This window comes from Chryseobacterium camelliae (assembly GCF_030818575.1).
Classification (GTDB): Bacteria; Bacteroidota; Bacteroidia; order Flavobacteriales; family Weeksellaceae; genus Chryseobacterium; species Chryseobacterium camelliae_A.
Map to the genome: position 1 here is coordinate 582311 of NZ_JAUTAL010000001.1, position 25038 is coordinate 607348.

The following is a 25038-nucleotide window of genomic DNA, read 5'->3' on the forward strand; positions in this document are numbered from 1 at the left end:
TTGTTTTTAATTCATTAATATTTCCCTGAACACGGTCTCCATCTTACTCTTATCTGCATTTCCGCTTTTCAGGCTTTTGGATCCTTCTTCATTCTTTTTGATCAGGTTCTCCAGCCAGCTAAAAAGCTTCCAGTCATTCGGATGATCATAAGATTCCCCTTTGGTCGCTTTTAAAGCGATTAAATATTCTATTTTGATTCTCGCAGCATCATCAACCAGTACCAGCAATTCGCTGAACAAAACCGGTGGCACAGTGCCTTTTTCCAGGATCCATTTCCCGGTCAGGGTAGTGCGGAGGCAGTAAAAATAGCTTTTCAGCTTTATTACATCCTTCCGGCAGGCCTCCAGATATTTTTTGCTCATGCTCATGTAGTGGTAGGAAACGGCTATAGGAGAGAAACATTCATCGGCCAAAGGTTTGAACAGTTTATAAAACTCCTCATTCTTCAAATACACGATTGGCGAGTAGAACCAGCTTAGCAGGGCAGCATTGGACTTCAATAATAAATGAAAAGTCTTGCGCAGGTCCCAGCCGGAGCCGTCCAGGTCGTCCTCGGTCATGAACTCTATTGTTTCATCCTTATCCCAGGGGGAAAGGTACCATTCTTTTTTGTGCCTGTAGATAAAGCGTATATCGTAATCGCTGTCCGGTGAGGCAAAACCCCATGCCCTGCTTCCGGATTCTACGGCAAGAAGTATTTCTATGCCGCGTCTTTCCTCGACTTCTTTTAGTTTTTCAAGTATTTTGGGTGTCATTGTTTTCAATTTATGGTACAAAATAAAAAATAACCTGCGCAGTCTTTTTGCGCAGGCTGTTTTTATTTTTTTATTCCAAAACAAAGTATATTTTCACCCGGCTCATGAACCGGATAGTTAAAATTCCAGTCTTTACCATATTAAAATGTAAGAATGAATTTTCAGGAAATTTGTTAAGAGTTTTTATAACCTTTATAAGGTAATTTGTTTTAATTAATGATAAATCAAGTTAAAATATGTAACCCACCTAAATGTTTTGTATGATAATTGCAATTAAACTACTATCACCAATCTAAATAAAAATAATATGAAAAAGTTAATTGTAGCAGCATGTATAGCAGGAGGTTTTATCACGGTGTCTGCACAGACCACACTTAAAACCAATACCGGAACGATGAACAGCGGTACGGGAACTATTAATAATGGTACTAATGGTACGTTAAACGGCAATGGTACTCTAAATAGCGGACTAAACAATAATGGAACGTTGAATACCGGAACCAATAGTACGTTAAACGGCAATAGTACCCTGAATACCGGAACCCTGAACAGCAGTGGAAGCCTGAACACTGGAACCAACGGCACATTAAACAGCAATAGTACATTGAATAACGGAACGACCGGAACCATAAACAGTAACGGTACGCTGAATAGTGGTGTCGGAACTTTAAAAACCGGGACCAATAGTACTGTAAAATATGGTACAAGTGGTACATTAAATACTAATGGAACGATTAACAACGGTACAACAAAATAAAAAAGACCGGAAACGAGAAAATCTAGTAAATCAATAAGCATAAAAAATCCTGAAAGCCTTTCAGGATTTTTTACTTTTTCCAAAGAGCCAGTTGATTTTAGCCTGATGATAGAAGATATTGTGTTACATTTTTATAATCGAACCTGCGACACACAACTGGAATTTACAGGAACATTTTTTGCCAGTAGCGGAAAGTAATTGTTGCTCAGCCATCTGAGCTACTGCCCCTGCTATATGAATGGTTTTCATGAGCCCTGCAGACTTTCACATCTGCAAGGCCGGGTTATTAGTTTTATGTTAGTTTATGCTTTTCTGAATTTCTTCTTTTTCTTCCACGGCGCATTTTTTTGTACGTCTCCCGCCATAATACATCCGTAAGGCATCACTTCATCCAGGACTTCACACAATCCGTATTCTTCGATCTGGGCTCTTACGTTCTTTGCACTTTTATAGGCGGTCGGAAGTTCAGAAATATCAATTTCATTCGTAAAGAAACGGACGTCCAGTCCCTGGGTTTCTTCGGCGAAGACTTCTTCAATGGTTTTGTGCGCCAGTGATTTTTTATGCTTTGTCCTGCTGAAATTCCTTCCGGCTCCGTGCGGTGCAAACCCCATGTTCCTTTCGTTAGTTGTTCCTTTTACGATCAGCACCGGTTCCGCCATGTTTAACGGAATTAGTCTGGGCCCTGTAATATCCGGCATGAATTTATCATCCAGCGGAGTCGCTCCTTTAGCATGGTAGAACAGGTCTCCGTCTTTGAAGACGAAATTGTGTTCGTTCCAGTAGCGGTCTTCTTTTTCAAGCTCCATCGTTTTTAAAACGGCATCATGAATTGAGGTATGGTTTTCTTTGGTCCATGCTCTGATCAGCTGTAAAGCTTCCCAATAGGATTTTCCTTCTTCGGTATCATACGGAATCCAGGCATTTTCCTTCAGGGTCTCGGGCGAAATATCCATTCTGAACCTGTTGGCCACTTTCATTCCTTTATCATACAATGCAGCACCGGGAGCACGCGATCCGTGGTGGGTAACCAGCATTGTATTTCCTGTATTTCTTGAAATCCCGACAAACAGGAAGTGGTTTCCGTCACCCTGTGTTCCCATATGCGAACGGGCAATACTGATAAGTTTTTCATCATTCAGGAAGTCGTTTTCCCGGAATGCATCCATCAGTTCCTGCGACATTGGCATCTGTTCCCCTCTAGGCCTTCCTCCGTATCCGAAATGTGTAGCTGAGTGTGCCGCATCCAGTACGGACTTGGGATCAGCTTTCCCAAAATCCGTCAGCATTACGGAACAGCAGATATCCGCACTATGGAATCCAGGGTGAATGGCGTTTTTGGCTACCACAACACCGCCCACCGGGATATGCCCTTCAGGTCCTGTAGGACAGGCATCCGGCATGATAGCTCCTCCTATCAGGGTTGGGGTTTTCATCAGTACTTTCATGGTGTTGATTACTTTTTCCACATTGTCGGTTTCATGTTCATGTTCAGCCCTGATGTTGATGATGAACTCTTTCGGCTCTTCATGGAGCGGAAGCTGTTCAGACTGGGCGAACTGCTCAAGATATGTGGTAATCTGGCTTTCATCCAGTTGATTTTCATTGATGTACTGAATCGCATCCTTAAACCATTGGGCAGGCCTGTATCCGCGTTCGATTAAATGATGTCCGTTGAATTTCATTTTGTTTTCCGTTTTGATAGTGCAAAGTAACAACGCAAGTGTGCAATCTTTTTGCGCAGATAATTTTTTTTAATTATTTTTACCGGAAGCGGGTTACATCATAGGCGCATCAGTTAGCTTTGCTCATTGCCTTCCCGTCCCAAATATCAAACCTTATGTTAAAAGAACAGCTAAAGAACACCCCGGAAACCATTCAGTTTAAAGAAGTCATTGCCTATATCGACGAATACTATGATTTTACACCTACAAAATTCACCAACGGTAATACTGTTAATGAAGCCGGCCAGAATAACGGTTCATGCAAAGTCTTCAGTTTTGCCCGGCTGAACGATCTTTCAAAAGAGGAGACCCTAAACCTTTTCGGTGAATTCTACCGTGAAGATGTACTGAAAAACCCTGAAGGAAACGATCACCAGAACATCAGGAACTTTATGCAGTACGGCTGGGCCGGAATATCCTTTGAAGGGGAAGCATTAAAAACAAAGTAAATGAGCCGCTATGGGAAAACAATTGTACAGATCCTGATTGTCTCTCTGCATTAAAGGACCATTATTTAATGTTCACACCTTGTTAAAATATGTGCTGACTATCCCGCGTGAGGGATGCGGAAGGTGCGACTGTAGGGAGCAGTTTCGGCTCGGGGCGCAGCCCCGAGCCGAAACCGGAACGAAGTGAAGCCTGTAGCAGCCCGGCCCTGAATGATGCTCGGAACAGCTTAAGGAAAAATGAAGGGACACGCCTAAAAAAATAAAATACCATGTCATCCAACAAAAATGCGCTCATCCGTTACGAGACCCTGGACCGCTGCCTCAAGAACAGGTACAGGAAATACACGCTCGAAGATCTGATTGATGCCTGCTCAGAAGCATTGTTTGAATTTGAGGGCAAAGAATCCTACGTCAGCAGGCGTACGGTACAGCTGGACCTCCAGAATATGCGGAGTGAAAAATTCGGATATGAGGCGCCGATTGAGGTCTATGACAGGAAATATTACCGCTACAGCGATCCCGATTACAGCATCCATAATATTTCCGTGAACGACAGTGACCTGAAAGCGATGAACAATGCCATACAGATCCTGAAACAGTTCAAGGATTTCTCCATGTTCAAGGAGATGAACGGCGTCATCCAGAAACTGGAGGATTCCATCCACGCCACCCATCAGAAATCCATCATACACCTCGATAAGAATGAACAGCTCCGCGGCCTGGAACATATCGACATCCTCTACGAAAGCATTGCGGGAAAGAAGGTGCTGCGCATCTTCTACAAAAGCTTTACAGCAAGAGAAGCCAACACTTATACGGTGCATCCTCAACTTTTGAAGGAATACAATAACCGATGGTTCCTTATCTGCCTGTATAAAGGTAAAATTTACAATTTAGCCCTGGACAGGATGGAAGATATACAGGCTGATGAGCATATTGCATATATCGATTGTCATCTGGATGGAGATGATTATTTCAAAGATGTCATAGGAGTTACGGTATCCGAAACCCTGAAACCCAAAAAAGTGGTTTTCTTCGTAGATGCTTCTAATGCACCCTATGTCAAAACAAAACCGCTGCACAGCAGCCAGGAAATCATCAGCGAAACGGAGGAAGGAGCCTTGTTTAAAATCTGTGTACAGGTCAACTACGAACTGGAGCGTATGTTGCTGGGTTTCGGCGATTGCCTGGTCGTTCACAAACCCAGGAAACTGAGGCTGAAGCTACAGGAAAAATTCATAGCGGGAAGCCGGAATTATGAAAAGCTGGAGATAGAGAATGAGTTATAGGTAATGGGTAATGAGTAATGTGGGACGGATTAGATGCAGAGTGATTTTTTATGGATATTTACTCCATTATAGAGAAAGGTTGTTTCTGATGGGTTTGAATTTATTAAATTGGCGTAGAAATTGTAATCACTATTTCATAAAAATCAAATTATGAGATCACGAATCCTTAAAGCCGCGGTGGCTATTGTAGCACCGATTGTTATCGAATACATCGTTAAAAAAATATCAGAGAAACTGGATAAAAAACAGGAAGAAAGAAAAGCGATTCCTGTACAGAATTAAGTTTTTCTGAATTGATCACAAACAGGAGGCTCATCTCAGATGGCCTCCTGTTTCATTATATGAAATCATAGGTTCCGTCTTTCCATCCCAATACTTTGGAAGAATCTGCCCGGAGCCAGTTCTTAAGAATCGTTGCATATACTTTTCTGAAATCCTCAGAATAGATCAGGTCTCCCTCATTCAGCTTTTGCAGATCAGGAAGCGGATTCAGCAGTCCCTTTTTCTTCAGTCCGCCACTGATGAAAAACATCTGGTTCGCTGTCCCGTGGTCGGTCCCGTTGCTGGCATTCTGGGCAACACGGCGCCCGAATTCCGAAAAGGTCATTAAAAGGATCTTATCAAATAATCCGTTGCTCTTCATGTCCTTTACAAATGATTCAACAGAGTCATTAATGTCATCAAAAAGCTTTTGCTGGCGGTCATTCTGGTTTACATGCGTGTCAAAGCTGCCCACAGAAAGATAATAGACCCGGGTGTTGATGTCAGACTTAACCAGTGAGGCTACGGTTTTGAAATCCTTTCCGAGCTGAGAACCGGGATAGGTCTGGTCTGTTTTCTTCGTCTGGCTTTCCTTAAAGATATAGCCTGCATTATTAATCGTGGAGCCCAGGGTCTGGTACAGGTAAGAGACCGTTTCGTCATCATGATGATGGTCGTAAAGGGATTTAAAGTATTTTTCCTGGCTGGTCTGGTACAGCCTTTTTGGATCTTTAAATGCGAAGGCCTTGTTATTATCACCCTTCAGAGCAAGACTCAGCATATCATCTACCTCAAGCGCCTGAGTGGGACGTTCGCATCGGTAGCATTCTTCATCAAGGTATCTTCCAAGCCATCCAGTATCCAGATACTCATTGCTTTTGCTGGCAGATTGCCAGATATCCATGCTCCTGAAATGCGATTTGTCGGGGTCCGGATAACCTACATTGTTCAGCACAGAGAGCTCACCATTATCATAAAGCTCTTTGAAATATGACAAAGAAGGATGAATGCCTGCTTCATCATTTAGCGACAGGGAATTCTGTATGGCAATGCTTTTCCGTCCTCTGAAATAGATATCATTCCGTACCGGGATAATGGTATTCAGCCCGTCATTTCCACCAGTAAACTGAAGCACTATCAATATTTTGTCATCTGCTTCAAGGGCATTTTCAAGCGTCATGGCTTTCAGGAAATTGGGCATCAGGAAAGAGGCGGTTGCCAGTGAACTTATTTTGAGAAAATCTCTTCTTTTGATTAGCATAAGATGGTTTTTAGGATGGTTTACATGAGCTGGTACTCCGGTGTTGACATCAGGTTGATGATGTTCGCTTTTATGCTCCGGTCAGAAAAATTTTTTACAGTATTCATATCCAGTGAAGTCGGATTCTGGATCAGGTAATCTTCACAGTTTTTATCGGTAAAAATCTGTTCCACCAGTGGCCAATCGATCACAATATTCGGATTTTTAAACATCTTGTTCAGTGCCGTTTCCCTGGATTTGATGCCCATGTCGATATCGTCATCCTGCCGCGGCGTATATTCCAGCGGGCGCAAGCCTGACCATATTTGAGGAATCTGTAGCCGCACCATCAGCGTGGAACTGTCGATCCAGGATTTTCCGCTGGGCCATCCGGATACATTGGGCGGGTAGAGAAGCATCTGGCCTAGAAGTTTCTGGTATACAATCAGGTTTTCCGGGTTCTGGATCTTCATGGGAAGTGTTCTCGAAATTCCTGCCATCAGCTCAATCGGGGATTTGATCCTGTTGCCGATGTTTCTGCGGTTGTAAAACCAGGATGATGAAAAAATGGCCTTCACCAGTTTTTTAATATCATAACCGGAGTCATAAAAATTTTCGCTCAGGTCATCAATAATATTGTCATCGGGGTTTTCATTCACGAAGAAACGGTAAATTTTAGCCGTGATGAAGTGCGCGGTAGCTTTCCGGTCAAGAATACTATTCAAAACGTCAGCTCCATTGAAATTTCCTGTTTTTCCAAGAAAGGTTTTCACGCCTTCGTCATGCACTTTTAGTTTTTCCTGGAAATTCCCTTCCTTATCATAGCTCCATCCTGTAAAGGCCCGTGCTCCTTCCCGGATATCCTTCTCCGTATAATTCCCTCTTCCCATGGTAAAGAGCTCCATAACTTCTCGGGCGAAATTCTCATTAGGATGGTCTTTTTTATTCTGCTGATTGTTCAGGAAGTTCAGCATAGCCGGAGACTGGCTTACTTCAAAAAGGAGATCACGGAAACTTCCCAATGCATTTTTCCTGATGGTATTAAGCAGTTGCTGGTTGTATTGAGGATTGTTCACCCGGCATGCAAAATGTCCGTGCCAGAAGAACGCCATCTTTTCCCTCAGCTGGTCCTCACTATGGATCATAGAGTCCAGGAACGCAAGATTCAATTCATTATTCTGCTTGCTGTAGGTTTTCTGCATTTCCTTCTTCTTTTCTGCTGCAGACTGGCTGTCCATCATATTGGCAGGAGTATCCGGCAGGTCCGGAGTGGTATACCTGATCTCATTGAAATCATGATGTTTAAACAATTCGGCCAGTAGGGATTTGCTGTCCTTTCCGGCAAGGCTGGCATACTGTCCTGCTGCAGGACCGAATCCGGCGCGCCACAGGAGGTGCTTATTGTTCAGTAGTGAGGATGCGGCCATTGGGATTTTATTTTTTGGATGGAAAACCGTCATGAAAGTTAAGGACATCCATAAAGATTAATATTTTGTTCACATTTATTAATTTAAACTTAAACGTTTATTTGATTTTTTTAATTTTATGATCCTGATAGACATGGCTTTGCAGCCTGTACCGGTATGGAAGCTCTTAAAAGTACCTTGTTGGCACGATTTTTACCAATTCCTACTCGTGAAATTTAAAAATCTCAGTTATGAAAATGTTTAAACAGACCATTGTACTGGCTGGCGTTTTAGCCGCGGGCGTACTCAGCGCACAAAGTGCACAGATGAATAACATGATCAAGGTAGGCGCAAATGTTGGTTTAGCAGTTCCTTCAGATAACCTTTCCGCTGCCGTGGGCGTAGATGTATCCTATCAGAACCTGATCACACCTGGTTTTGGGCTAGGAATTGCCACGGGATATACCCATTACTTTGCCAAGAACGACAACGGATATGACAATAACGATGTAGGCGTAATTCCTGTAGGAGCATTGCTAAGGATTTATCCTAAGCAAACCGGATTCTATTTTGGTACAGATTTAGGATATGGCATCCTAGTAGGAAATGATAGGGTAGCTTCCAACACTACGGTAAGCAGACCGAACGGAGGTTTTTATATTAAGCCGGAAATAGGCTACCACAACAGGGACTGGAACTTCTTCGTACAATATCAGAAGGTATTTGTAGGAAGTAACGGCGATTTGCCGGGACAGGACTATAATGTAGGAAATATTGGGGTAGGTTTTGCCTACAACATAGCATTAGGAAAGTAGTTAGATTTTATATAAAGCATTATCAGACAGACCTTTTCATTATTTTGAGAAGGTTTTGTTTTGATCTCAGGGATTTACAAAAACAATTGTTATATTTGATAAAATTTGTGATTATGAACTTGAATCCGAAATTTCCGTTGTATTTACCGGGTGTAAAGAACAGCAGTAATAATAATATTTCCATTATCGGAGCTAACCTTCGCGAAGACATCAGCACGATAGGGTATTTCCAGTCCGTTAATGAGGGAATCGAAATGAAAACGCAGAGCAGTTATGCCACCAAAGACTATGCTTCTTTTTCAGACATTCTCAGAAAATTTATTCAGGAGAACAACCTTACCGGTATCGACCGTGTAGGAATATCGGTTCCCGGACCGGTGATCCACGGAAAGAGCAGCCCGGAACGTTTGGGTTGGAATCTTGATGTGGAAGAAATCCGCAGGGATTTCGGATTTGAAAATATACAATTGGTGAACGACCTTGAAGCGTCGGCTTATGGAATGGCACTGCTCAGGGACGAAGACCTGGAAGCAATATATACCGGTGGCCAACTTGAAAAAGGAAACGTAGCCATCCTGGCTCCTGGAAATGGGTTGGGTGAAGCCGGATATTTCTTTGATGGTCAATATCTGAGACCTTTTGCTACCGAAGGAGGGCATTCCGAATTTTCACCACGGACTAATGTAGAGGTGGAATTTTATCAGTTCTTAAACAATATTTATGGAATCGTAAGCTGGGAAAATGTGCTTTCCAGGGATGGTCTCTTCAATATTTACAGATTCCTGAGAGATGTTAAAAGACATCCGGAGTCGGAAGGTCTGGGAGAGCGTCTTTCCAACGGGAATTTTGTGCAGGAACTGTATAAGGCTGCTGAAGGAGGCGAGCTGATTTGCAAGATTGCCATCGATACCTTCCTTGAGTTCCTGGCCCGTGAAGCCAATAACCTTACGCTTAAATTAAAAGCCACTGGGGGATTATTTATTTCCGGAGATATCCCGCAAATGATCCGTCAGTACCTGGATAAGGATAAATTTTATGAGAAATTCAAGATCAGTGATAAAATGGAACATATGCTTAAGGATATTCCGATTTACCTGATCAAAAGTGATAATACCAGCCTGAACGGCGTTGCACTCTACACCGCTTACTATCAGGATTAAAATAAAAGCTCCGGTTTTCCGGAGCTTTTATTTTACATTATTTATAAAAATTATTGATTAATTGATGTACATCAACGCTATCTATCATAACCGTTAATTACCTTTGCCTCCGCAATAAGCAAAGAAATAATTTATAACAATGAAAAAAATATTTTTATTAGCGGTTTTGGCCGGTGGATTGGCTTTCGGGCAGACAAAAAAGGTAGTGGCATCTGATGTTCATTGGTGGGGATATAAAGTAGCGAAATCTGAGGCGAGTTCTCACGACGGTACCGTAAAAGTGAAGTCCGGTGATATGATCATGAAAGGAAACCAGCTGGTTGGAGGAACTTTCGTGCTGGATATGAATTCCATCACTTCCACTGATCTTTCCGGAGAATACCAGGGAAAGCTGAACGGTCACCTGAAGAACGGAGATTTCTTTGAAGTTGAAAAGTATCCTACCGCTACTTTCAAAATCACTTCTGTTAAGAAAAATAATGATAAAATCTATAACAGCCTGGTTACAGGAAACCTAACCGTAAAAGGAAAAACCAACCCGGTTTCTTTCCCTGCGAAAATCTCTTACAGCAAAGGAGTTGTGAGCCTGGTATCCAACAAATTTACCATTGACAGACAAAAATTTGATGTAGCCTATAAATCTACCATGCAGGATGTTTTTGTAAAAGATGATATCGATATGCTGGTAAAGGTGACTGCTAAATAATTTAATCAAAAAAAGATTGCTAAAAGTGTAGAAGTTCTACACTTTTTTTTATTTTTGTTGAATTGTAAATAAAAAAGAATGAAAAGATTACTATTGCTTGTGATGATGTGTGTAAGCATGTCGTTTGTTTTTGCTCAAAAGAAAGGAGACAAGGTCGTAAAGGTCACTTCTTCAGAGATCAGGTGGTGGGGATATAAGGTTGTTAAGACTGTAGCTTCATCACATTCCGGAACGGTAAAACTGAAAAGCGGAAAGTTTACTTTTGATAAAACGGTATTGGTAGACGGAGAATTTGTTATCGACATGAGGAGCCTGATGGCCGGAGATGTTTCAGAAGAAGACCAGATCAAACTTACCAATGACCTTAAAAGTTCCAATTTCTTCGATGTAAAAAAATTCCCGATTGCTAAATTTCATCTGACCAAGATCATTCCTTTGGCTAATAGTGAATTCAATTCCACAGTATATGGCGATGTAACCATTAAAGGCGTAAGAAAAACCATATCTTTCCCTGCTAATGTATATATTACGCAATTTACAGTAGTGATAGAATCTGCGAAATTCTCACTGAACAGAAGGGATTTCAAAGTATTCTACCAGTCTTCCCTGAAAGACTATTTCATCAAAAACGAAATGGATATCCAGTTCAGGATATCTACGGAAAAGCTGGATAACGAAAACAGAACACCTGTTAAAAGAAAATAATCCGGTAACCTGGATCCAATTGCAACCGGACGGCTTTTTAAAGCCGTCCTTTTTTATTATTTTAGTCCTATGAAAATATATGTGGTAAGCGGATTGGGAGCCGATTTCAAGGTCCTGGAAAAACTTACATTTCCCGAACATCTCGACGTGGTATTTATCGACTGGCTCATCCCGGAACGGAATGAACCGTTCCAGCATTATGTAAGCCGGATGGCTGAAAAAATAAATACAACCGAACCCTTTTATCTCCTGGGATATTCCTTCGGTGGGATTATGGTCCAGGAAATCCATAAAATAAAGTCTGCCGTCAAAGTAATCATTTTGGGGAGTCTGAAGTCCCATAAGGAAAAATCTAGGCTGATCAAAACCGGCCAGTTGACGGGGGTAGCCAGATTTTTTCCGGAACGTTTTTTTGATCTTGCAGCAGCCCGTGCATTTCCGGCAGTGCGTAAATTCTTTGATTTTAATAATGCCAATCTCGTCCGGTATTTTCAGGTACGAGATCCTTACTATCTGAAATGGTCAGTGGAGCAGATTGCCGCATGGAAATCGGAAGTAAATCCTGATGTCATCCAGATTATGGGGGACCGGGACTTGGTCTTTCCTCTGAAGTACTGCCGGCCGAATTACATCATTAAAGGAGGTACTCATCTTTTTCCGGCGACGAAGCCGAAAGAAGTTTCAAAATTATTAAATACGATCCTGAAATAATAATTTAGTTTTAAATTAAGCTTAAATTTAAGGGGTATATTGAAATAAAATATATTTTTCTAAAATTTATATGTAATTTTGCGGGGGTAAATACAAACATTTATGAAAGTAGGATTAAAATGGATTGTTTCGTTTTCCATCATCACCCTTGTAGCCATCGGCGGACTCTTCTGGAGCCCTATTGTAGATTTTCCGAATACCGGAGAATTTTTAAGCGAAGATAAGATTGTAGGTGCAGATGTTGCCTGGATTCTGGCTGCTGCAGGGCTGGTCCTTTTAATGACTCCCGGACTTTCTTTCTTTTACGGTGGTATGGTTGGCAGGAAGAACGTCATTTCCACTATGCTTCAGAGCTTCATTGCACTGGGAGTGATTTCCATACTGTGGGTAGTCGTTGGTTTTTCCCTTTCTTTCGGTGATTCCCTCGGATTCACTCTGAATGGCGAGCATTACGGCATTATCGGGAACCCGTTGAGTTATCCATTTTTCAGCAGGGTAGGTGTATTGCCCCATAAAATGATGGCCTCCACGATTCCTTTTATCCTGTTTGCTTTGTTCCAGATGAAATTTGCCGTTATTACCCCGGCCTTAATTACTGGATCATTTGCAGAACGGGTGCGTTTCATTTCCTATCTTCTTTTCATGATCCTGTTCAGTCTGTTCATCTATACACCGCTCTGCCATATGGTGTGGTATCCGGATGGGCTTCTCAATAAATATTTCGGAGTAAAAGATTTTGCAGGCGGTACCGTGGTGCATATGAGTGCAGGATTTGCCGCACTGGCAGGGGCTATGGTAGTGGGAAACAGGAAAAATCCACATCATGAGCCTTCCAATATTCCTTACGTTCTCTTAGGTACCGGGATGCTCTGGTTCGGATGGTTCGGCTTCAACGCCGGCTCTGCACTAAGTGCGAACGCTACCGCAGCCATGGCGTTCGGGACTACAACCATTGCCTCCGGCTCTGCGATGATGACGTGGATCCTCTTCGACCGGATCAACTGCAGAAACGTTTCTGCTATGGGAGCGTGTATAGGAGCAGTGGTCGGGCTGGTTGCCATTACTCCGGCCTGCGGATTTGTTTCTATCCCGGAAAGTATATTCATCGGATTTATCTCTTCCATTGTTTCCAATCTGATGGTCAACTGGAAAGCTTTGAAAAAAGTTGATGATACCCTGGATGTTTTTGCCTGCCATGGAGTAGGAGGGATTATGGGTATGATCCTGACGGCTATTTTTGCACACGGAGAAAATGCAAGCCTCCTGCATGGCGGAATCGGTGTCTTTGCCCATCATATGATGGCACTGATTCTGGTTTCTGCGTTTGCCTTTTTCGGGTCGCTTTTCCTGTACAAAGTCACCAACAGAATCATCACACTCCGGGTTTCGGAAGAATCCGAAAATGACGGTCTCGATCTTTCCCAGCATGGAGAGCGGCTTTTTTGATTGTCAATAGTGAATTCCTTCGGGTCAATGGTGAATGATGTTGGTCGTAGGTTGGCTTTTAGTGTAATATCGACTATTGATTGCGCAGCAAATTGACCATTGACGGATCTCACTGGTGAATTGTGCTGTTTCTAAAATTGACTTCCATAGCAAACTCACTGCACAGCAAATTGACTGGTGCAGCAAAATTCTCTATCCTCCATTTCAATTTATCATGTATCTTTGCGGAAGGAATGGTGAATCACGTTTATGGAATCTATATCGGTTTTTGAAATTATTAAAGTGGGCATCGGGCCTTCCAGCTCTCATACAATGGGCCCATGGAATGCAGCAGCTGCCTTTATCAGGATTATAAAGAGGGAAAGGTCAATTGATGAGGTAAAAGAAGTCTTCCTGGAATTTTTCGGTTCACTGGCTAAAACCGGGATCGGACACGGGACCGATATTGCCGGGATGCTTGGACTGAACGGAGAAGATTTTAAAACCATCGATACCTCGAAAATCGATGAAAAGGTTGAAAAAATCAAAACTACACAGGTGCTTAACCTGGGTGGGGAGAAAGAAATTCCTTTTGTATACGGCTATCATCTTGTTTTAAATATGCAGAAATCCCTGGACTTCCACCCCAACGGAATGATTTTCAGGGCGGTTTTTGAGGACGGAACCGAGCTGGTCCAGGATTTCTATTCCGTAGGCGGCGGATTCATTATGAGCCAGGAAAAGAAATCGATTGAAAAACACTGTATCCGCACTTTATATCCGTGCCATAAATCCTCAGACATTCAGAAATACTGCGAAAAGCTAGGCCTGGATAAAATTTCAGACCTTATTTTGATGAATGAGGAAAGCTGGAGAAGCCAGGAGGAGACGCGCCAGGAAGCGCTGTATATCTGGCAGCAGATTAAGGAATGCATCTATAAAGGAGTCAATAAAGAAGGAGTCCTTCCGGGTGGCCTGAATGTTTCCCGAAGAGCAGCGGCAATCAACCGCAAACTATTGGGAGACAAAATGTATAAAAATATCGATGAATGGTTTCAGCTGGTAGTGGATGCGGAAGAAAATTTTACCAACATTAATAAATGGATCGCTTGTTTCGCACTTGCAGTAAATGAGGAAAATGCAAGCTTCGGAAGGATTATTACAGCCCCAACCAACGGTGCCAGCGGAGTCATTCCCGCTGTTCTGATGTATGCACAGGCATTTACACCCTTCACCAATGAAGATGATATTGTACGTTTTCTCCTGGTGGCAGGGGAGATCGGAACCTTGTTCAAGAAGAACGCAACCATTTCCGCGGCGATGGGCGGCTGCCAGGCTGAAGTGGGAGTGTCCTCGGCAATGGCTGCTGCGGGCCTCACTGAAATCCTGGGTGGAAGTGTAGGGCAGGTGCTGATGGCTGCAGAAATTGCCATGGAGCACCATCTTGGCCTTACCTGCGATCCGATTAAAGGGCTGGTACAGATTCCATGCATCGAAAGAAACAGCATGGGCGCCATCAAAGCGATTACCGCAGCCAATATAGCGCTGGAAAGTGATCCTGCCAAAGCCAGGGTAACGCTTGATGAGGTGATTCAGACGATGTGGGAAACCGCACAGGCGATGAGCGACCGTTTCAAGGAAACCTCCGAAGGCGGGCTGGCTATCGCAGTGAATGTCCCTGAATGTTAATCTGGTTCCGTGACCTAGCTTCTGTCTGTGATCCTGATGATTTTCCCGTCTGAAAACACGAACTCAGATTCGCCTTTAAGAATGATTGCAGATCCTTTTTTCATTCCATTAGGCAGATCTATTGCCGGTACAGCTTCATAGCTTATAGAAATGGTTATGCTCTCATCAGAAAATGCCCAGCTGTCAACAGTCTGATGGCGGGAAGAGAAATACCTAGCAGCTGCCTCAGCCTGAGTTTTGAAAGCTTCTATTCCTTCTGTTTTCAATCCTGTCTTTCCTCCTGAAATGTTTTCAAAAACGACATTTTCATGAAGACAGGCGGTCATGCCTTCGGTATCGAAATTATTATACGCTTCAATATAGCTGCTGATCATGTCAGCCTGGTCTTTTTGTGTCATCATAGTGCTTTCAGTGTTATAGGTTGATCATTATTTATCCAGAATCCCACGGATTTTATTGGCGTTGGAGATCAACTCTTCAAGATAGTCATAATTTTCTTTTTCAAGAGCAGATTTGAATTTCCTCAGCTGGCTGATATGCTCATTGAGCACATCCAGGACGTTATCCCTGTTCTGCTTAAAAATAGGGACCCACATTTCCGGATGTGACTTGGCCAGACGTACTGTGCTGGAAAAACCGGAACTCGCCAGCTGGAAGATGGTTTCTTCTTCCCGTTCTTTTTCCAGTACGGTATTGGCCAGTGCATAGGAAGTGATATGCGAGATATGAGAGATGTAAGCCGTATGGATATCATGGTCCTCCGCATTCATATATACAGGGTGCATTTCCAGGGCACTGATGACGGTTTCCGCTTTCTGTAAGGCATCCGGAGCGGATAATTCCTTATTGCATATGACTCCAGCTTTTCCGGCAAAACTTTCTGCAACTGCGGATCCGGGTCCGCTGTTCTCCGTTCCCCACATGGGGTGGAATGCAACATACCGTGCACGCTTCGGGTGATTGTGTACGGATTGCACAATGCCGGCTTTGGTAGAGCCTGCATCCATTACTGTTTGTTGATCAGAAACTAGATCCAGCACATTCGGCAGAAGCTTACGGGCTGCATCTACAGGAATGGCTACGATAACCAGATCCGAATTTTTTATGCCTTCTTCCAGGTCTGCTGTACCGTCTATGATACCAAGCTCTACAGCTTGCTGCAGATGCTGTTTGTTCTGATCAATACCCAGAACTCTCTGGGCAATCCCTTTCTTTTTAAGTTTTAATGCGATGGAGCCACCGATTAATCCTACTCCGATAATACTTATTTTCATCCTGATTAAAAAAATAAAAAACCCCGTCCGGGACGAGGTTCTGAGTTATGCATATAGAAATCCTTATCCCTTTTTCAGGCTAAAAATTCCGTAATAATATGTTCCGTTGTTGATCAACATAGAGCGAAGATAGGTAATTTTTTTTAATTGGAAGGAAAAGTAAATTGTGAATTCCTTCGGGTCAATAGTGAATGGTGGATGCCAATAATTGACTTGCGCAGCAAATTGACCATTCACCATTGATCCTTATGGATTTGAGATAATTAACGTTGAAGGAATATCAGACAGCCAGAGGCTCTTGGTTTCAATCAGGCTTTTCCAGCTTTTGCTGCTGACCAGCATAAGGTCCTGGGACTGAAGGAATTCTTTCTCAATTTTTTTCTCGTTATAAAGGGTGATGTGGTTCGGGGCTACCTGTTCAATGCTCCGGATAAGCTCCTTTACTTCAATATTATTTCTAATCTGTCCGGTAACGTCCAGGATGATGATCTGTGAGTTGTTATTGTTGATCAGTCTTTTGGCATATTCCAGCAGGTAGAAATCACTCAGATTGAACATCGGGATGAAAACCCTGTCCGAAGAGCTGAAGTTCCTTTCTACCAGTACGCCTACAGGGATATTGGTTTTGTCGAGGATCTGCAGGGTAAAATCATCGAAAGGAGAAGGATTGAAAATATTTCCCTTTCCTTTTACCGTATTGAGGAGCTTTTCAGGATTGATGATTTTGGTAGTAAAGCCCAACAGCCTGCCGAGCAGGCTTCCTTCGTACATGGATTTTCCCAGCATGATCAGGAGCAGGTCATAATTTCCTTTATTGGAGATTCCTGTAAGGTCGCTTTCCATATCGGTAGAAGCTTTGAACAGGGTGGTGATCTCAACATTCAGGTCCTGCGAGGTCTCTACTACAGATTTAAACTGTTCTTTCTCAAACTCATCAATTTCAAAAGCATGCAGTTCGTCAACCGGAGCAATATTCATTGCAGTGATGCTTTTATTCCCGTTCATTTTTCGGGTAAAATTATCTGCGAGTTTTAATAACGTACTTCCGGATTTTGCGGTTTCAAACGACAGCAGAACCCTGTATTTGGTATTATCGTCCGCATGGTCCTCTTCTTCGGTCATAGAAGTTTTTCCTTTAAACAGATAATTGATCAGGTCCAGGCATGGTCCGGTCATAAATGTAGTAAACAGGGCCATAATTACCAGCATAGCGAAGAGTTCCGGGCCTAAAACGCCTAGGTCATATCCGATATTGAGGACAATAAGTTCTGTCAGTCCTCTCGTATTCATCAGTGCTCCGATGGTGAGGCTGTCTTTCCAGCTGAGTTTAAGGAACTTTGCCGTAAGTGCGCTTCCTACAAATTTACCGGTTACGGCTGTCAGGATAATGAAACCACCTATTTTCCACAGGTGAGGGTCATTCAGCAGTCCGATCTGGGTTCTTAATCCGGTAAATACAAAGAATAACGGAAGCAAAAGGACCAATGCAACATCCTCTACTTTTTCTATGAAGAGATTCCTGAATTTCACGTTTTCCGGCATGATAGCTCCGGCCATGAAAGCTCCGAACAATGCATGGATACCAATGACTTCGGTTGCATAAGAAGAGATGATCAGGATCAGAAAAAATACGGCCACCAGAGCCTTGCTGATAAAACCTTTTCCTTTCTGGGTTTCTACAATCCTTTGAAGAAAAGGCCTTACAGCTTTGATCATAATGAAAACATACAGGATAGCCATTACTATAACGAATACTGACCCTGAGAAAGATCCGGCTTTTACAATGGCAATAACCGCAGCCAAAATGCACCATGCCGTAATATCATCCGCCGCCGCACAGGTAATTACTACAGTTCCTATTTTTGTTTTATGAAGGTTCCGTTCCTGGACAATCCTTGCCAGCACTGGAAATGCTGTAATGCTCATCGCAATGGCAATAAAGAGCGCGAAGGAGCTGAAGCGGATCCCGTCCGGAGCAAATTCCTTGTAGATGAAATACGAAAGCCCGACGCCCAGAGCAAAAGGAATGATGATACTCGCATGGCTGATCACTACGGCGTCATGAGCTTTTTTTCTCAGCACGCCAAGATCCAGTTCCATCCCTACGATATACATGAAGAGTATTAGCCCGATCTGGCTTAGAAACTGAAGATTTGGTAAAGATTCTTTCGGGAAAATAAACGCGGACAATTCAGGAAAATAAAGCCCGAAAAGGGATGGCCCCAGTACAATCCCTGCAATCATCTCCCCGATAACGGAAGGCTGCTTCAGTTTCACACAGATCCAGCCGAAAAGTTTTGCAACAAGAATGATGGTGACGATCTGAGCCAGCAGGAGGGCCAGAGGATGATGCAGGTTTGTTAAGAAAGAATCGGTGAAATTCTCCCACATCGTGGAGCCCGCAGTTTTGGGAACAGCAATATTTTCACCGATCTCCAAGGTTTTCCCTTCTATGAAAAACCAATACATCAGGCATGAAAAAAATACAATGGTGCTGATGTAGAAGATAACGTTCTTATATTTTCCAAGGCTCATAATCCTTATTTTTTAAAGTGTAAATTTCTAAAGAATATTAAGATGATCACCATTGGATTTTTCAAAATGTAATTAATGCCGTAAATTATGTAATGAAACGGCCTGAAAGAACAGCCTGTTCCCATATTCATTTTCTGTTCGTAATGATGTTTGGGTATTGTCAGGATCCGGACGTTTATTTTTATTGCAGACCTTATTTAATCTTTAGGAAAAATGCAGTGAGAATATTTTATAGAAATTGCCTTTATGATGCAGATCTTTTAAGGATCAAACCAATACTTGTACGAAGAAATGATGCTGATAAAAGTTCTACTTTCCAAACATTTCCAGCAGTGTATTTTTATAGGTTTCCCCAATCTGTAATTTCAGAAAATGGCCGTTATCGGCGGGAATATTGGTAATGATTTCATTCGTGGAAAATACTTTCACAGCAGAACCGGCAATGATTTCTTTTTTGTTGACCTGTGCGAAATCTTTTGGAGGCAGGATGTCGAGAAGATTTTTAAAACTCAGATTTTTAAGGACGATAACCGTTCCGTCATGGAGGGTGATATCTTTATCACGGCTGTCGATTTCGGAGGTTTTGATGTAGGCAATCTGGTCTGTGAAGATGATGGTTTTCCCGATATTGGTGTTCCATTCGATAAAATCCTTTTTCTGGGACTGGCTGATGATCTCCCTTGCTTTGTCGAAGGCCTGGATTAGCCGTTCTTTTTTGATCGGTTTCCGCACATAATCTACCACATTCAGGTCAAAAGCTTCTGCGGCGTATTCTTTATAAGCCGTGGTAAAGATGATTTTCATGGAGCCTGAAATCAGTTCTGCTACCTTAAGGCCGTTCATGCCCGGCATTTCGATATCCAGGATGCAGACATTGCAGCCCAGGGTATCCACCTCATTCAGGAATGCTTTCGGATCATTGAAAGCTTTTATTACTTCTACATCTTCAATCTGCTCACAAAGAAGCTTGAGATAGCTAATAGCCAGCAATTCATCGTCAAGAATAGCGCATTTGATCATAGAATTCTCCTAAGTTTATGATTAGTTCAGCATTGAAAATGCCGTTTTTCGAGCTGCGGTTGAGATGGTAATGATTGCCGTAAATCATTTTAAGCCTCTGGTCCAGGGACTGGCTTCCGAAACCGCTCTTTTCTTTTTCCAACGTTTTTTTTTCCGAAGCTTTATTGCTTACCTTCATGCCGAAAACCCTGTTTTCAAGTTCGATCTGAATTGAAATAAAGCAGTCCTGCGCCAAAAAATCGGTATGCTTGAAAGCATTTTCAATAAGATCTACGGAAATCAGCGGGGCAAAAACCTTTTCCTCGTACATCACATCAGATTTATTAACGTTGAACTTGATCCTGAAGTCAAACAGCGGATTGATCTTGATCTTATTGATCTCAATGAGGCTTAAGGCAAAGTTAAGTTCTTCTTTTGGGCTGACAAACCGGGTATTGCTTTCGTACAGAATATAGTCCAGGACATTGGCAAGCTTATCCAGCGACATATACGTCTGGTAGGCATGCGACTGGACGGAATTAAGGATATTTTTGAATAAATGGGGATTGAGCTTGGTCCCAATGTGCTCCAACTGTACTTCATTCAGGCGCTGCTGAACAATTTTATTGGTCTCCGCCAGTTTTTTATTGAGTTTTTTATACCTTCTGTTCCACGCAAAAAGGTAAATGCTTACCGAGACAAAAAGGAAAATGGCAAAAACCCCGATGAATATCAGGTAATCCTGGATCATATAGTAATTGCCGTCCATAAAACACAAATAAGGGTATTATCGGTAAGTAGCGTAAATTTTTATTCAGCCTATCTGATTTTTTTCAGGGATTTCATTGTCGCAGTTTCCGCACATTTATCGAAAGTAATTTCATATACCGGACTTTTCTCAGGGTAGGAGAGCAGATAATCCGGGCATGGCTTATTCTGGGCATGGCTTCTGTCAAAATCAACCTTTCCTCCCGTAATAATGCTGTCTTTAAGGAATTTTTCAGTCACTCCGTAGCTCTTCATTTCTTCTGAAAATGCATCGGAATACCGGAATTCCTTGGAAAGCGTTTCTGCAATAACGCGGCTGTTAGGAAGGTAGCCGCTGCAGCTTGCCCCCTTCTTATTTAAAATAAACAGTACAATAAGGCATCCCGGGACCAGGCCGATGGCATAGAATTTCAGTTTTTTCATCAGAAAATTAAAAGATTGATATCGTGGTACGTAAGTCCGAAACGGTCACAGATCACTTTTTTAGTATGCCTTCCTTTATACATGTACAGGCTTTGCTTCATTTCGTTTTTGCGGACAAGCATATTTTCAAAGCCGCCTTCTTCGTCGTAATTAAGGATGTAGGAAAGGAAGAAATTAGAGATGGCTTTCGTTGTTGTCCTCGGCATCCTTGATGTAAGGTTCGGAAGCCCGCAATGGATCACGCCGTGTTTGATGATGTAAGGATTCTCCATATTGGTGAGCTCGGACGTTTCAATAACTTTTCCGTTATCGATGGTGATGTCTATGATGACGCTTCCTTTTTTCATTTTCATCACCATATCTTCGGTGACGATGGGAGTCATATTAAGCCTTGGAAGGGCTCCAATCACCACGTCTGCGCGGCGCAATGCTTTTTTTAGTTCTTTGGGATCTATGATAGAGGTGGGAACCCTGCTGTCTACAATGGTATGCAGTCTTCTCAGTTTGGATAATGAGTTATCGAAAACCCTCACGCTTGCTCCGAGTCCGATAGAAGCTTTTGTTGCAAATTCACCAACGATTCCGGCTCCCAGGATCACTACCTCTGCCGGTCGTACCCCGGTAAGTCCGCCGAGCATAAGTCCATTGGATAAAGCCAGGAGTTCCGAAGCATACAGGATAGAAACAGTACCGGCAATTTCACCCACAAGCCTTACGAGAGCCAGTTGTTTGTATTCGTCAACAATAAATTCAAAAGCAATGGCATTGATTTTTTTCTCTGCAAGTTTGAGGAAATAGCTTTTATCCCGGAGGTTAATCTGAAGTGCCGAAACCAGATAAGTGTTCGGGCGCATGAATTCTATTTCGTCTTCTGTAGGAGGGTTGATTTTCAGGACCAGGTCCTGGCCGAATGCCTCTTTAGGATCCTGAGTGATCTTTGCCCCAGATTCGGAATACTGCAGATCTGTAAAAAATGAGCCTTCGCCTGCCCCGGCTTCAATGATAATTTCATGGCCATGTTCAACGAGAACCTGTACGGCATCTGGTGTAATGCACGTCCTTCTTTCATGAAGGCTGGTCTCTTTGGGAATCCCGATGCTGAATTGTTTTCCTTTTTTGACAACTTCCAGCTTTTCCTCTTTAGGCATTAATTCTTCTTCAGTAAAAGGAGTAAAAATATTCGTAGTACTCATCCTTAAAATAAATTATGTATTACAGATCTTAATTATACATTACTTTCATGCTGCAAAGATACATAATATTTACTCGAATAAAATTTCTCTGCTGTCTCCGGTATTTTCTATGGTCATGGTATGATAATCCAGGCCGTACAGGTCTTCTTCATATACTTCCGGCCATTCTATAATGCAGAGATAGCTGTTGTCCAGGTATTCTTCCATACCGATATCATAGACTTCCTCAATACTTTTCAGCCGGTAAAGGTCAAAGTGGAAAACCTTTCCTTTGGGCGTGTTATATTCATTGACGATAGAATAAGTAGGAGAGTTCACTTCGTCCCCGGTCCCGAGATTTTTCAGGAGAAACTGGGTAAAAGTGGTTTTTCCGGCGCCGAGGTTTCCTTTGAGCAACAGGATGTTGGATTTCAGCTGGGGGAGTACGGCTTCCGCTACATTCTGCCACTCATCATAGGTAGTTATGTTAAATACCATGGTCTATATTTTAAAGCTGTAAAATTAATGAATAAAAACATTTTATTATGTTAAAAGACTTCAATATATAAACTTGAAGCAGGAAGAATGGGAATGATTTTAAAACTGAAGATGCATATATAATCTGAGCGCTGAAATTCAGCCGTACATTTTAGCATAAAATTCAAGGATGCTTTATAAGAAAGCAGATGACTTAAAGCGACTTACATTATGTTCTCTTTTTATTCTCTGTTTCCCATATGGGAAAGGTTAAAAATTACTTATTTTTACATCATGATTTCCAAGCAAAGTATAGACAAAATTTTTTCAACGATCCGCGTAGAAGAGATTGTCGGGGAATATGTTCAGCTGAAGCGCGCAGGAGCCAACTATAAAGGGCTCAGTCCGTTCCATGATGAAAAGACTCCCAGCTTTGTGGTGTCACCCAGCAAGCAGATCTGGAAGGATTTCTCTACCGGAAAAGGAGGAACGGCCATTTCTTTCCTGATGGAAATTGAAAATTTCACCTATCCGGAGGCCCTTCGCCATGCTGCCAAAAAATACGGAATAGAAATCGAGGAAGACCAGCAGGATTTTTCTGAAGAAGCCAGACATGCACAGACAGAAAAAGACCAGTTATATAAAATTCACGAGGTAGCCAACAGTTATTTCCAGGATATCTTATGGGATTCTGAAGAAGGTAAGAATATCGGACTGTCTTATTTTAAGGAAAGGGAACTCAGTGATGCCATCATTAAAAAATTCCAGTTGGGATATTCACCTGAGAAGAGGAATGCCTTTACAGAATATGCTCTTGAAAAAGGCTATTCCAAAGAAATCCTTGAAAAATCAGGACTCTCTATCTTCCCGGAGAATACGCCGGCCGGAGTAGACCGTTTCCGGGAAAGGGTTATTTTTCCCATCCACAGTTTTTCGGGCAGGGTTCTGGGGTTTGGAGCGCGTATTTTAAAAAATAACGTCAAAACAGCCAAATACCTCAACTCTCCTGAAACTGAAATTTACCATAAATCCAATGTACTGTACGGCCTTAACCAAAGCAAACAGGCCATTTCCAGGAAAAATGTCTGCCTTTTGGTGGAAGGATATATGGATGTGATTTCGCTGCATCTTTCAGGAATTGAAAACGTAGTGGCAAGTTCGGGGACTTCCCTGACCACAGAGCAGATCAAGCTGATTAAAAGGCTTACGGAAAACGTTACGATTCTTTTTGACGGGGATAATGCAGGGATTAAGGCGAGCTTCAGGAGTATTGACATGCTGCTTACAGAGGGGATGAACATTCGCGTCCTGCTCTTCCCGGAAGGAGATGACCCTGATTCTTTTTCCAGGAAACATCCGCAGGAATATGTGGAGAATTTCATCGAAAATGAAGCGACTGATTTTATCGATTTCAAAGCCGAAATCCTTTTAAAAGAAGCCGGTAACGACCCGATTAAAAAAGCAGAGGCGATCCGCAACATCGTAAAATCGGTTTCTTTTGTTCAGAATGCGCTTAAAAAAGAGGTGTACCTGAAAGAAGTATCCACAAAGTTCGGGCTGTCTGAGCAGAGCCTGTTCAATGAGCTGGATGTGCAGAAGCAGATGACGCAGAACCAGCATCAGCAGGTAAGCCAGCAAAAAGAGGCTCAAAAAGCTGTAAAGCTCGAAGTGGTGCCGGATAAGCCTATGGCAGAAACAGACTCGGTACAGTTTAATATCCACCATCAGGAAAATAAACTGATTGACACTATGCTGATGTTCGGTGACATGGTCCTGCAGCGCAAGAATGAAAAGCAGGAGCCTTATGAGGTGACTGTAATTGAAGAAATCCTCCACCATTTTGAAGAAGAGCAGTATGAATTCCAGATTGAAACCAATAAAAAAATTATAGAGAACATCCGGGAAGGCATAGAAAATGATGAACTTCGGTCCGGGAATTTTTTTATCACCCTGATGGATGAGGATATTACCCTGAAAGTAGCGGATGCCCTCATCATGCCGGATGAACTCAGTGACTGGACTACCCGTAATATTTTCCCGCCTAAAATCGGTGATCATGTAGCCTCGGAGGTAGAAGCCAATATCCTTATTCATAAATATTACTATATCCACTTTATGATCCGGAAGCTTACGGCCAGCCTGGAAGATTGCAGGGATAGCGATCAGGATACATACTTCGACTGTATCCGGAAGATCATGATGCTGAATGAATTCTCCAAGCAGATTATTGAAAAGATCGGCTGGTCTCCTGTGACAAAAAGTCCTATAAAATTTTAGGAACAAAAGTTGTAATTTAC

The 25038-nt window shown here is 42.5% G+C and carries 24 protein-coding genes; 12 read left to right on the forward strand and 12 right to left on the reverse strand.

All coding sequences use genetic code 11. The annotated features are described in order from the left end of the window. Positions 1–6: 6 nt before the first annotated feature. Positions 7–756 carry a nucleotidyltransferase domain-containing protein gene (locus QE404_RS02690; protein WP_307446125.1) on the reverse strand — a complete coding sequence of 250 codons (750 nt, stop codon included), beginning with the start codon at positions 754–756 and terminating at the stop codon, positions 7–9. Positions 757–1063: 307 nt separating this feature from the next. Between QE404_RS02690 and QE404_RS02695 the strand changes: the two genes are divergently transcribed. Further along, complete coding sequence (locus QE404_RS02695) at positions 1064–1513, forward strand: hypothetical protein (RefSeq protein ID WP_307446128.1); 450 nt, start codon at positions 1064–1066, stop codon at positions 1511–1513. 302 nt (positions 1514–1815) lie between these two features. On the opposite strand, the gene QE404_RS02700 is transcribed toward QE404_RS02695, so the two are convergent. Further along, complete coding sequence (locus QE404_RS02700; protein ID WP_307446132.1) at positions 1816–3198, reverse strand: RtcB family protein; 1383 nt, start codon at positions 3196–3198, stop codon at positions 1816–1818. 155 nt (positions 3199–3353) lie between these two features. Between QE404_RS02700 and QE404_RS02705 the strand changes: the two genes are divergently transcribed. The 3 genes from QE404_RS02705 (at position 3354) to QE404_RS02715 (ending at position 5257) form a co-directional block, all read left to right on the forward strand. After that, positions 3354–3686 (forward strand): HopJ type III effector protein, encoded by a 333-nt coding sequence (locus QE404_RS02705; protein WP_307446134.1) that lies wholly within the window; start codon positions 3354–3356, stop codon positions 3684–3686. 269 nt (positions 3687–3955) lie between these two features. Then, the gene (locus tag QE404_RS02710; RefSeq protein ID WP_307446137.1) at positions 3956–4975 is read left to right on the forward strand and encodes a helix-turn-helix transcriptional regulator; all 1020 of its coding nucleotides are present in this window, start codon (positions 3956–3958) and stop codon (positions 4973–4975) included. A 150-nt stretch (positions 4976–5125) separates the two neighbouring features. After that, positions 5126–5257: a hypothetical protein gene (locus tag QE404_RS02715; RefSeq protein WP_307446140.1), complete on the forward strand. Its 132-nt coding sequence runs from the start codon at positions 5126–5128 to the stop codon at positions 5255–5257. A gap of 55 nt (positions 5258–5312) precedes the next feature. On the opposite strand, the gene QE404_RS02720 is transcribed toward QE404_RS02715, so the two are convergent. Together QE404_RS02720 and QE404_RS02725 are read right to left on the reverse strand one after the other, a co-directional pair. Next, positions 5313–6497, reverse strand: a complete 1185-nt coding sequence (locus QE404_RS02720) for a DUF1501 domain-containing protein (protein ID WP_307446142.1) — start codon at positions 6495–6497, stop codon at positions 5313–5315. Between the two features lie 20 nt (positions 6498–6517). Next, positions 6518–7951 carry a DUF1800 domain-containing protein gene (locus tag QE404_RS02725; protein WP_307446145.1) on the reverse strand — a complete coding sequence of 478 codons (1434 nt, stop codon included), beginning with the start codon at positions 7949–7951 and terminating at the stop codon, positions 6518–6520. Positions 7952–8133: 182 nt separating this feature from the next. Here QE404_RS02725 and QE404_RS02730 point away from each other — a divergent pair, with 182 nt between their 5' ends. The 7 genes from QE404_RS02730 (at position 8134) to QE404_RS02760 (ending at position 15093) form a co-directional block, all read left to right on the forward strand. After that, positions 8134–8697, forward strand: a complete 564-nt coding sequence (locus QE404_RS02730) for a hypothetical protein (protein ID WP_307446148.1) — start codon at positions 8134–8136, stop codon at positions 8695–8697. Positions 8698–8810: 113 nt separating this feature from the next. Further along, positions 8811–9857 (forward strand): glucokinase, encoded by a 1047-nt coding sequence (locus QE404_RS02735; protein WP_307446150.1) that lies wholly within the window; start codon positions 8811–8813, stop codon positions 9855–9857. A 139-nt stretch (positions 9858–9996) separates the two neighbouring features. Continuing rightward, positions 9997–10563 carry a YceI family protein gene (locus QE404_RS02740; protein WP_307446153.1) on the forward strand — a complete coding sequence of 189 codons (567 nt, stop codon included), beginning with the start codon at positions 9997–9999 and terminating at the stop codon, positions 10561–10563. A gap of 78 nt (positions 10564–10641) precedes the next feature. Continuing rightward, positions 10642–11268, forward strand: coding sequence for a YceI family protein (locus tag QE404_RS02745; protein ID WP_307446157.1), 627 nt, complete (start codon positions 10642–10644; stop codon positions 11266–11268). Between the two features lie 69 nt (positions 11269–11337). Continuing rightward, positions 11338–11979, forward strand: a complete 642-nt coding sequence (locus tag QE404_RS02750; protein ID WP_307446159.1) for an alpha/beta hydrolase — start codon at positions 11338–11340, stop codon at positions 11977–11979. A 102-nt stretch (positions 11980–12081) separates the two neighbouring features. Beyond that, positions 12082–13425 (forward strand): ammonium transporter, encoded by a 1344-nt coding sequence (locus tag QE404_RS02755; protein ID WP_307446161.1) that lies wholly within the window; start codon positions 12082–12084, stop codon positions 13423–13425. A gap of 249 nt (positions 13426–13674) precedes the next feature. Then, positions 13675–15093: an L-serine ammonia-lyase gene (locus QE404_RS02760; RefSeq protein ID WP_307446164.1), complete on the forward strand. Its 1419-nt coding sequence runs from the start codon at positions 13675–13677 to the stop codon at positions 15091–15093. A 14-nt stretch (positions 15094–15107) separates the two neighbouring features. Here QE404_RS02760 and QE404_RS02765 read toward each other — a convergent pair whose 3' ends face one another. From QE404_RS02765 to tsaE, 8 genes are all read right to left on the reverse strand, one after another. Then, a complete protein-coding gene (locus QE404_RS02765) occupies positions 15108–15494 on the reverse strand; it encodes a nuclear transport factor 2 family protein (protein WP_307446169.1) in 387 nt (128 codons plus the stop codon). Positions 15495–15521: 27 nt separating this feature from the next. Then, positions 15522–16367, reverse strand: coding sequence for a prephenate dehydrogenase (locus QE404_RS02770; RefSeq protein WP_307446171.1), 846 nt, complete (start codon positions 16365–16367; stop codon positions 15522–15524). A gap of 246 nt (positions 16368–16613) precedes the next feature. Continuing rightward, positions 16614–18902, reverse strand: a complete 2289-nt coding sequence (locus QE404_RS02775; protein ID WP_307446174.1) for a cation:proton antiporter — start codon at positions 18900–18902, stop codon at positions 16614–16616. A 309-nt stretch (positions 18903–19211) separates the two neighbouring features. Continuing rightward, positions 19212–19922, reverse strand: coding sequence for a LytR/AlgR family response regulator transcription factor (locus QE404_RS02780; protein WP_307446177.1), 711 nt, complete (start codon positions 19920–19922; stop codon positions 19212–19214). After that, positions 19900–20670 (reverse strand): histidine kinase, encoded by a 771-nt coding sequence (locus QE404_RS02785; protein ID WP_307446180.1) that lies wholly within the window; start codon positions 20668–20670, stop codon positions 19900–19902. The genes QE404_RS02780 and QE404_RS02785 overlap by 23 nt, the downstream gene beginning before the upstream one ends. Positions 20671–20720: 50 nt before the next feature. Continuing rightward, complete coding sequence (locus QE404_RS02790) at positions 20721–21092, reverse strand: hypothetical protein (protein WP_307446183.1); 372 nt, start codon at positions 21090–21092, stop codon at positions 20721–20723. Beyond that, on the reverse strand, positions 21092–22285 hold the full coding sequence (locus tag QE404_RS02795) for an alanine dehydrogenase (protein WP_307446186.1): 1194 nt from the start codon (positions 22283–22285) through the stop codon (positions 21092–21094). The genes QE404_RS02790 and QE404_RS02795 overlap by 1 nt, the downstream gene beginning before the upstream one ends. Before the next feature lie 69 nt (positions 22286–22354). After that, complete coding sequence (gene tsaE, locus QE404_RS02800) at positions 22355–22762, reverse strand: tRNA (adenosine(37)-N6)-threonylcarbamoyltransferase complex ATPase subunit type 1 TsaE (RefSeq protein ID WP_307446189.1); 408 nt, start codon at positions 22760–22762, stop codon at positions 22355–22357. Positions 22763–23035: 273 nt separating this feature from the next. On the opposite strand from tsaE, the gene dnaG reads away from it, so the two are divergent. Then, complete coding sequence (gene dnaG / locus QE404_RS02805; protein WP_307446191.1) at positions 23036–25018, forward strand: DNA primase; 1983 nt, start codon at positions 23036–23038, stop codon at positions 25016–25018. Positions 25019–25038: the final 20 nt, after the last annotated feature.

What these genes read in the sequence shown, in the direction of transcription:
- QE404_RS02690 (WP_307446125.1), bottom strand. Translation starts at nt 756, where the DNA reads ATGACACCCAAAATACTTGAAAAACTAAAAGAAGTCGAGGAAAGACGC.
- QE404_RS02695 (WP_307446128.1), top strand. Translation starts at nt 1,064, where the DNA reads ATGAAAAAGTTAATTGTAGCAGCATGTATAGCAGGAGGTTTTATCACG.
- QE404_RS02700 (WP_307446132.1), bottom strand. Translation starts at nt 3,198, where the DNA reads ATGAAATTCAACGGACATCATTTAATCGAACGCGGATACAGGCCTGCC.
- QE404_RS02705 (WP_307446134.1), top strand. Translation starts at nt 3,354, where the DNA reads ATGTTAAAAGAACAGCTAAAGAACACCCCGGAAACCATTCAGTTTAAA.
- QE404_RS02710 (WP_307446137.1), top strand. Translation starts at nt 3,956, where the DNA reads ATGTCATCCAACAAAAATGCGCTCATCCGTTACGAGACCCTGGACCGC.
- QE404_RS02715 (WP_307446140.1), top strand. Translation starts at nt 5,126, where the DNA reads ATGAGATCACGAATCCTTAAAGCCGCGGTGGCTATTGTAGCACCGATT.
- QE404_RS02720 (WP_307446142.1), bottom strand. Translation starts at nt 6,497, where the DNA reads ATGCTAATCAAAAGAAGAGATTTTCTCAAAATAAGTTCACTGGCAACC.
- QE404_RS02725 (WP_307446145.1), bottom strand. Translation starts at nt 7,951, where the DNA reads ATGTCCTTAACTTTCATGACGGTTTTCCATCCAAAAAATAAAATCCCA.
- QE404_RS02730 (WP_307446148.1), top strand. Translation starts at nt 8,134, where the DNA reads ATGAAAATGTTTAAACAGACCATTGTACTGGCTGGCGTTTTAGCCGCG.
- QE404_RS02735 (WP_307446150.1), top strand. Translation starts at nt 8,811, where the DNA reads ATGAACTTGAATCCGAAATTTCCGTTGTATTTACCGGGTGTAAAGAAC.
- QE404_RS02740 (WP_307446153.1), top strand. Translation starts at nt 9,997, where the DNA reads ATGAAAAAAATATTTTTATTAGCGGTTTTGGCCGGTGGATTGGCTTTC.
- QE404_RS02745 (WP_307446157.1), top strand. Translation starts at nt 10,642, where the DNA reads ATGAAAAGATTACTATTGCTTGTGATGATGTGTGTAAGCATGTCGTTT.
- QE404_RS02750 (WP_307446159.1), top strand. Translation starts at nt 11,338, where the DNA reads ATGAAAATATATGTGGTAAGCGGATTGGGAGCCGATTTCAAGGTCCTG.
- QE404_RS02755 (WP_307446161.1), top strand. Translation starts at nt 12,082, where the DNA reads ATGAAAGTAGGATTAAAATGGATTGTTTCGTTTTCCATCATCACCCTT.
- QE404_RS02760 (WP_307446164.1), top strand. Translation starts at nt 13,675, where the DNA reads ATGGAATCTATATCGGTTTTTGAAATTATTAAAGTGGGCATCGGGCCT.
- QE404_RS02765 (WP_307446169.1), bottom strand. Translation starts at nt 15,494, where the DNA reads ATGATGACACAAAAAGACCAGGCTGACATGATCAGCAGCTATATTGAA.
- QE404_RS02770 (WP_307446171.1), bottom strand. Translation starts at nt 16,367, where the DNA reads ATGAAAATAAGTATTATCGGAGTAGGATTAATCGGTGGCTCCATCGCA.
- QE404_RS02775 (WP_307446174.1), bottom strand. Translation starts at nt 18,902, where the DNA reads ATGAGCCTTGGAAAATATAAGAACGTTATCTTCTACATCAGCACCATT.
- QE404_RS02780 (WP_307446177.1), bottom strand. Translation starts at nt 19,922, where the DNA reads ATGATCAAATGCGCTATTCTTGACGATGAATTGCTGGCTATTAGCTAT.
- QE404_RS02785 (WP_307446180.1), bottom strand. Translation starts at nt 20,670, where the DNA reads ATGGACGGCAATTACTATATGATCCAGGATTACCTGATATTCATCGGG.
- QE404_RS02790 (WP_307446183.1), bottom strand. Translation starts at nt 21,092, where the DNA reads ATGAAAAAACTGAAATTCTATGCCATCGGCCTGGTCCCGGGATGCCTT.
- QE404_RS02795 (WP_307446186.1), bottom strand. Translation starts at nt 22,285, where the DNA reads ATGAGTACTACGAATATTTTTACTCCTTTTACTGAAGAAGAATTAATG.
- tsaE (WP_307446189.1), bottom strand. Translation starts at nt 22,762, where the DNA reads ATGGTATTTAACATAACTACCTATGATGAGTGGCAGAATGTAGCGGAA.
- dnaG (WP_307446191.1), top strand. Translation starts at nt 23,036, where the DNA reads ATGATTTCCAAGCAAAGTATAGACAAAATTTTTTCAACGATCCGCGTA.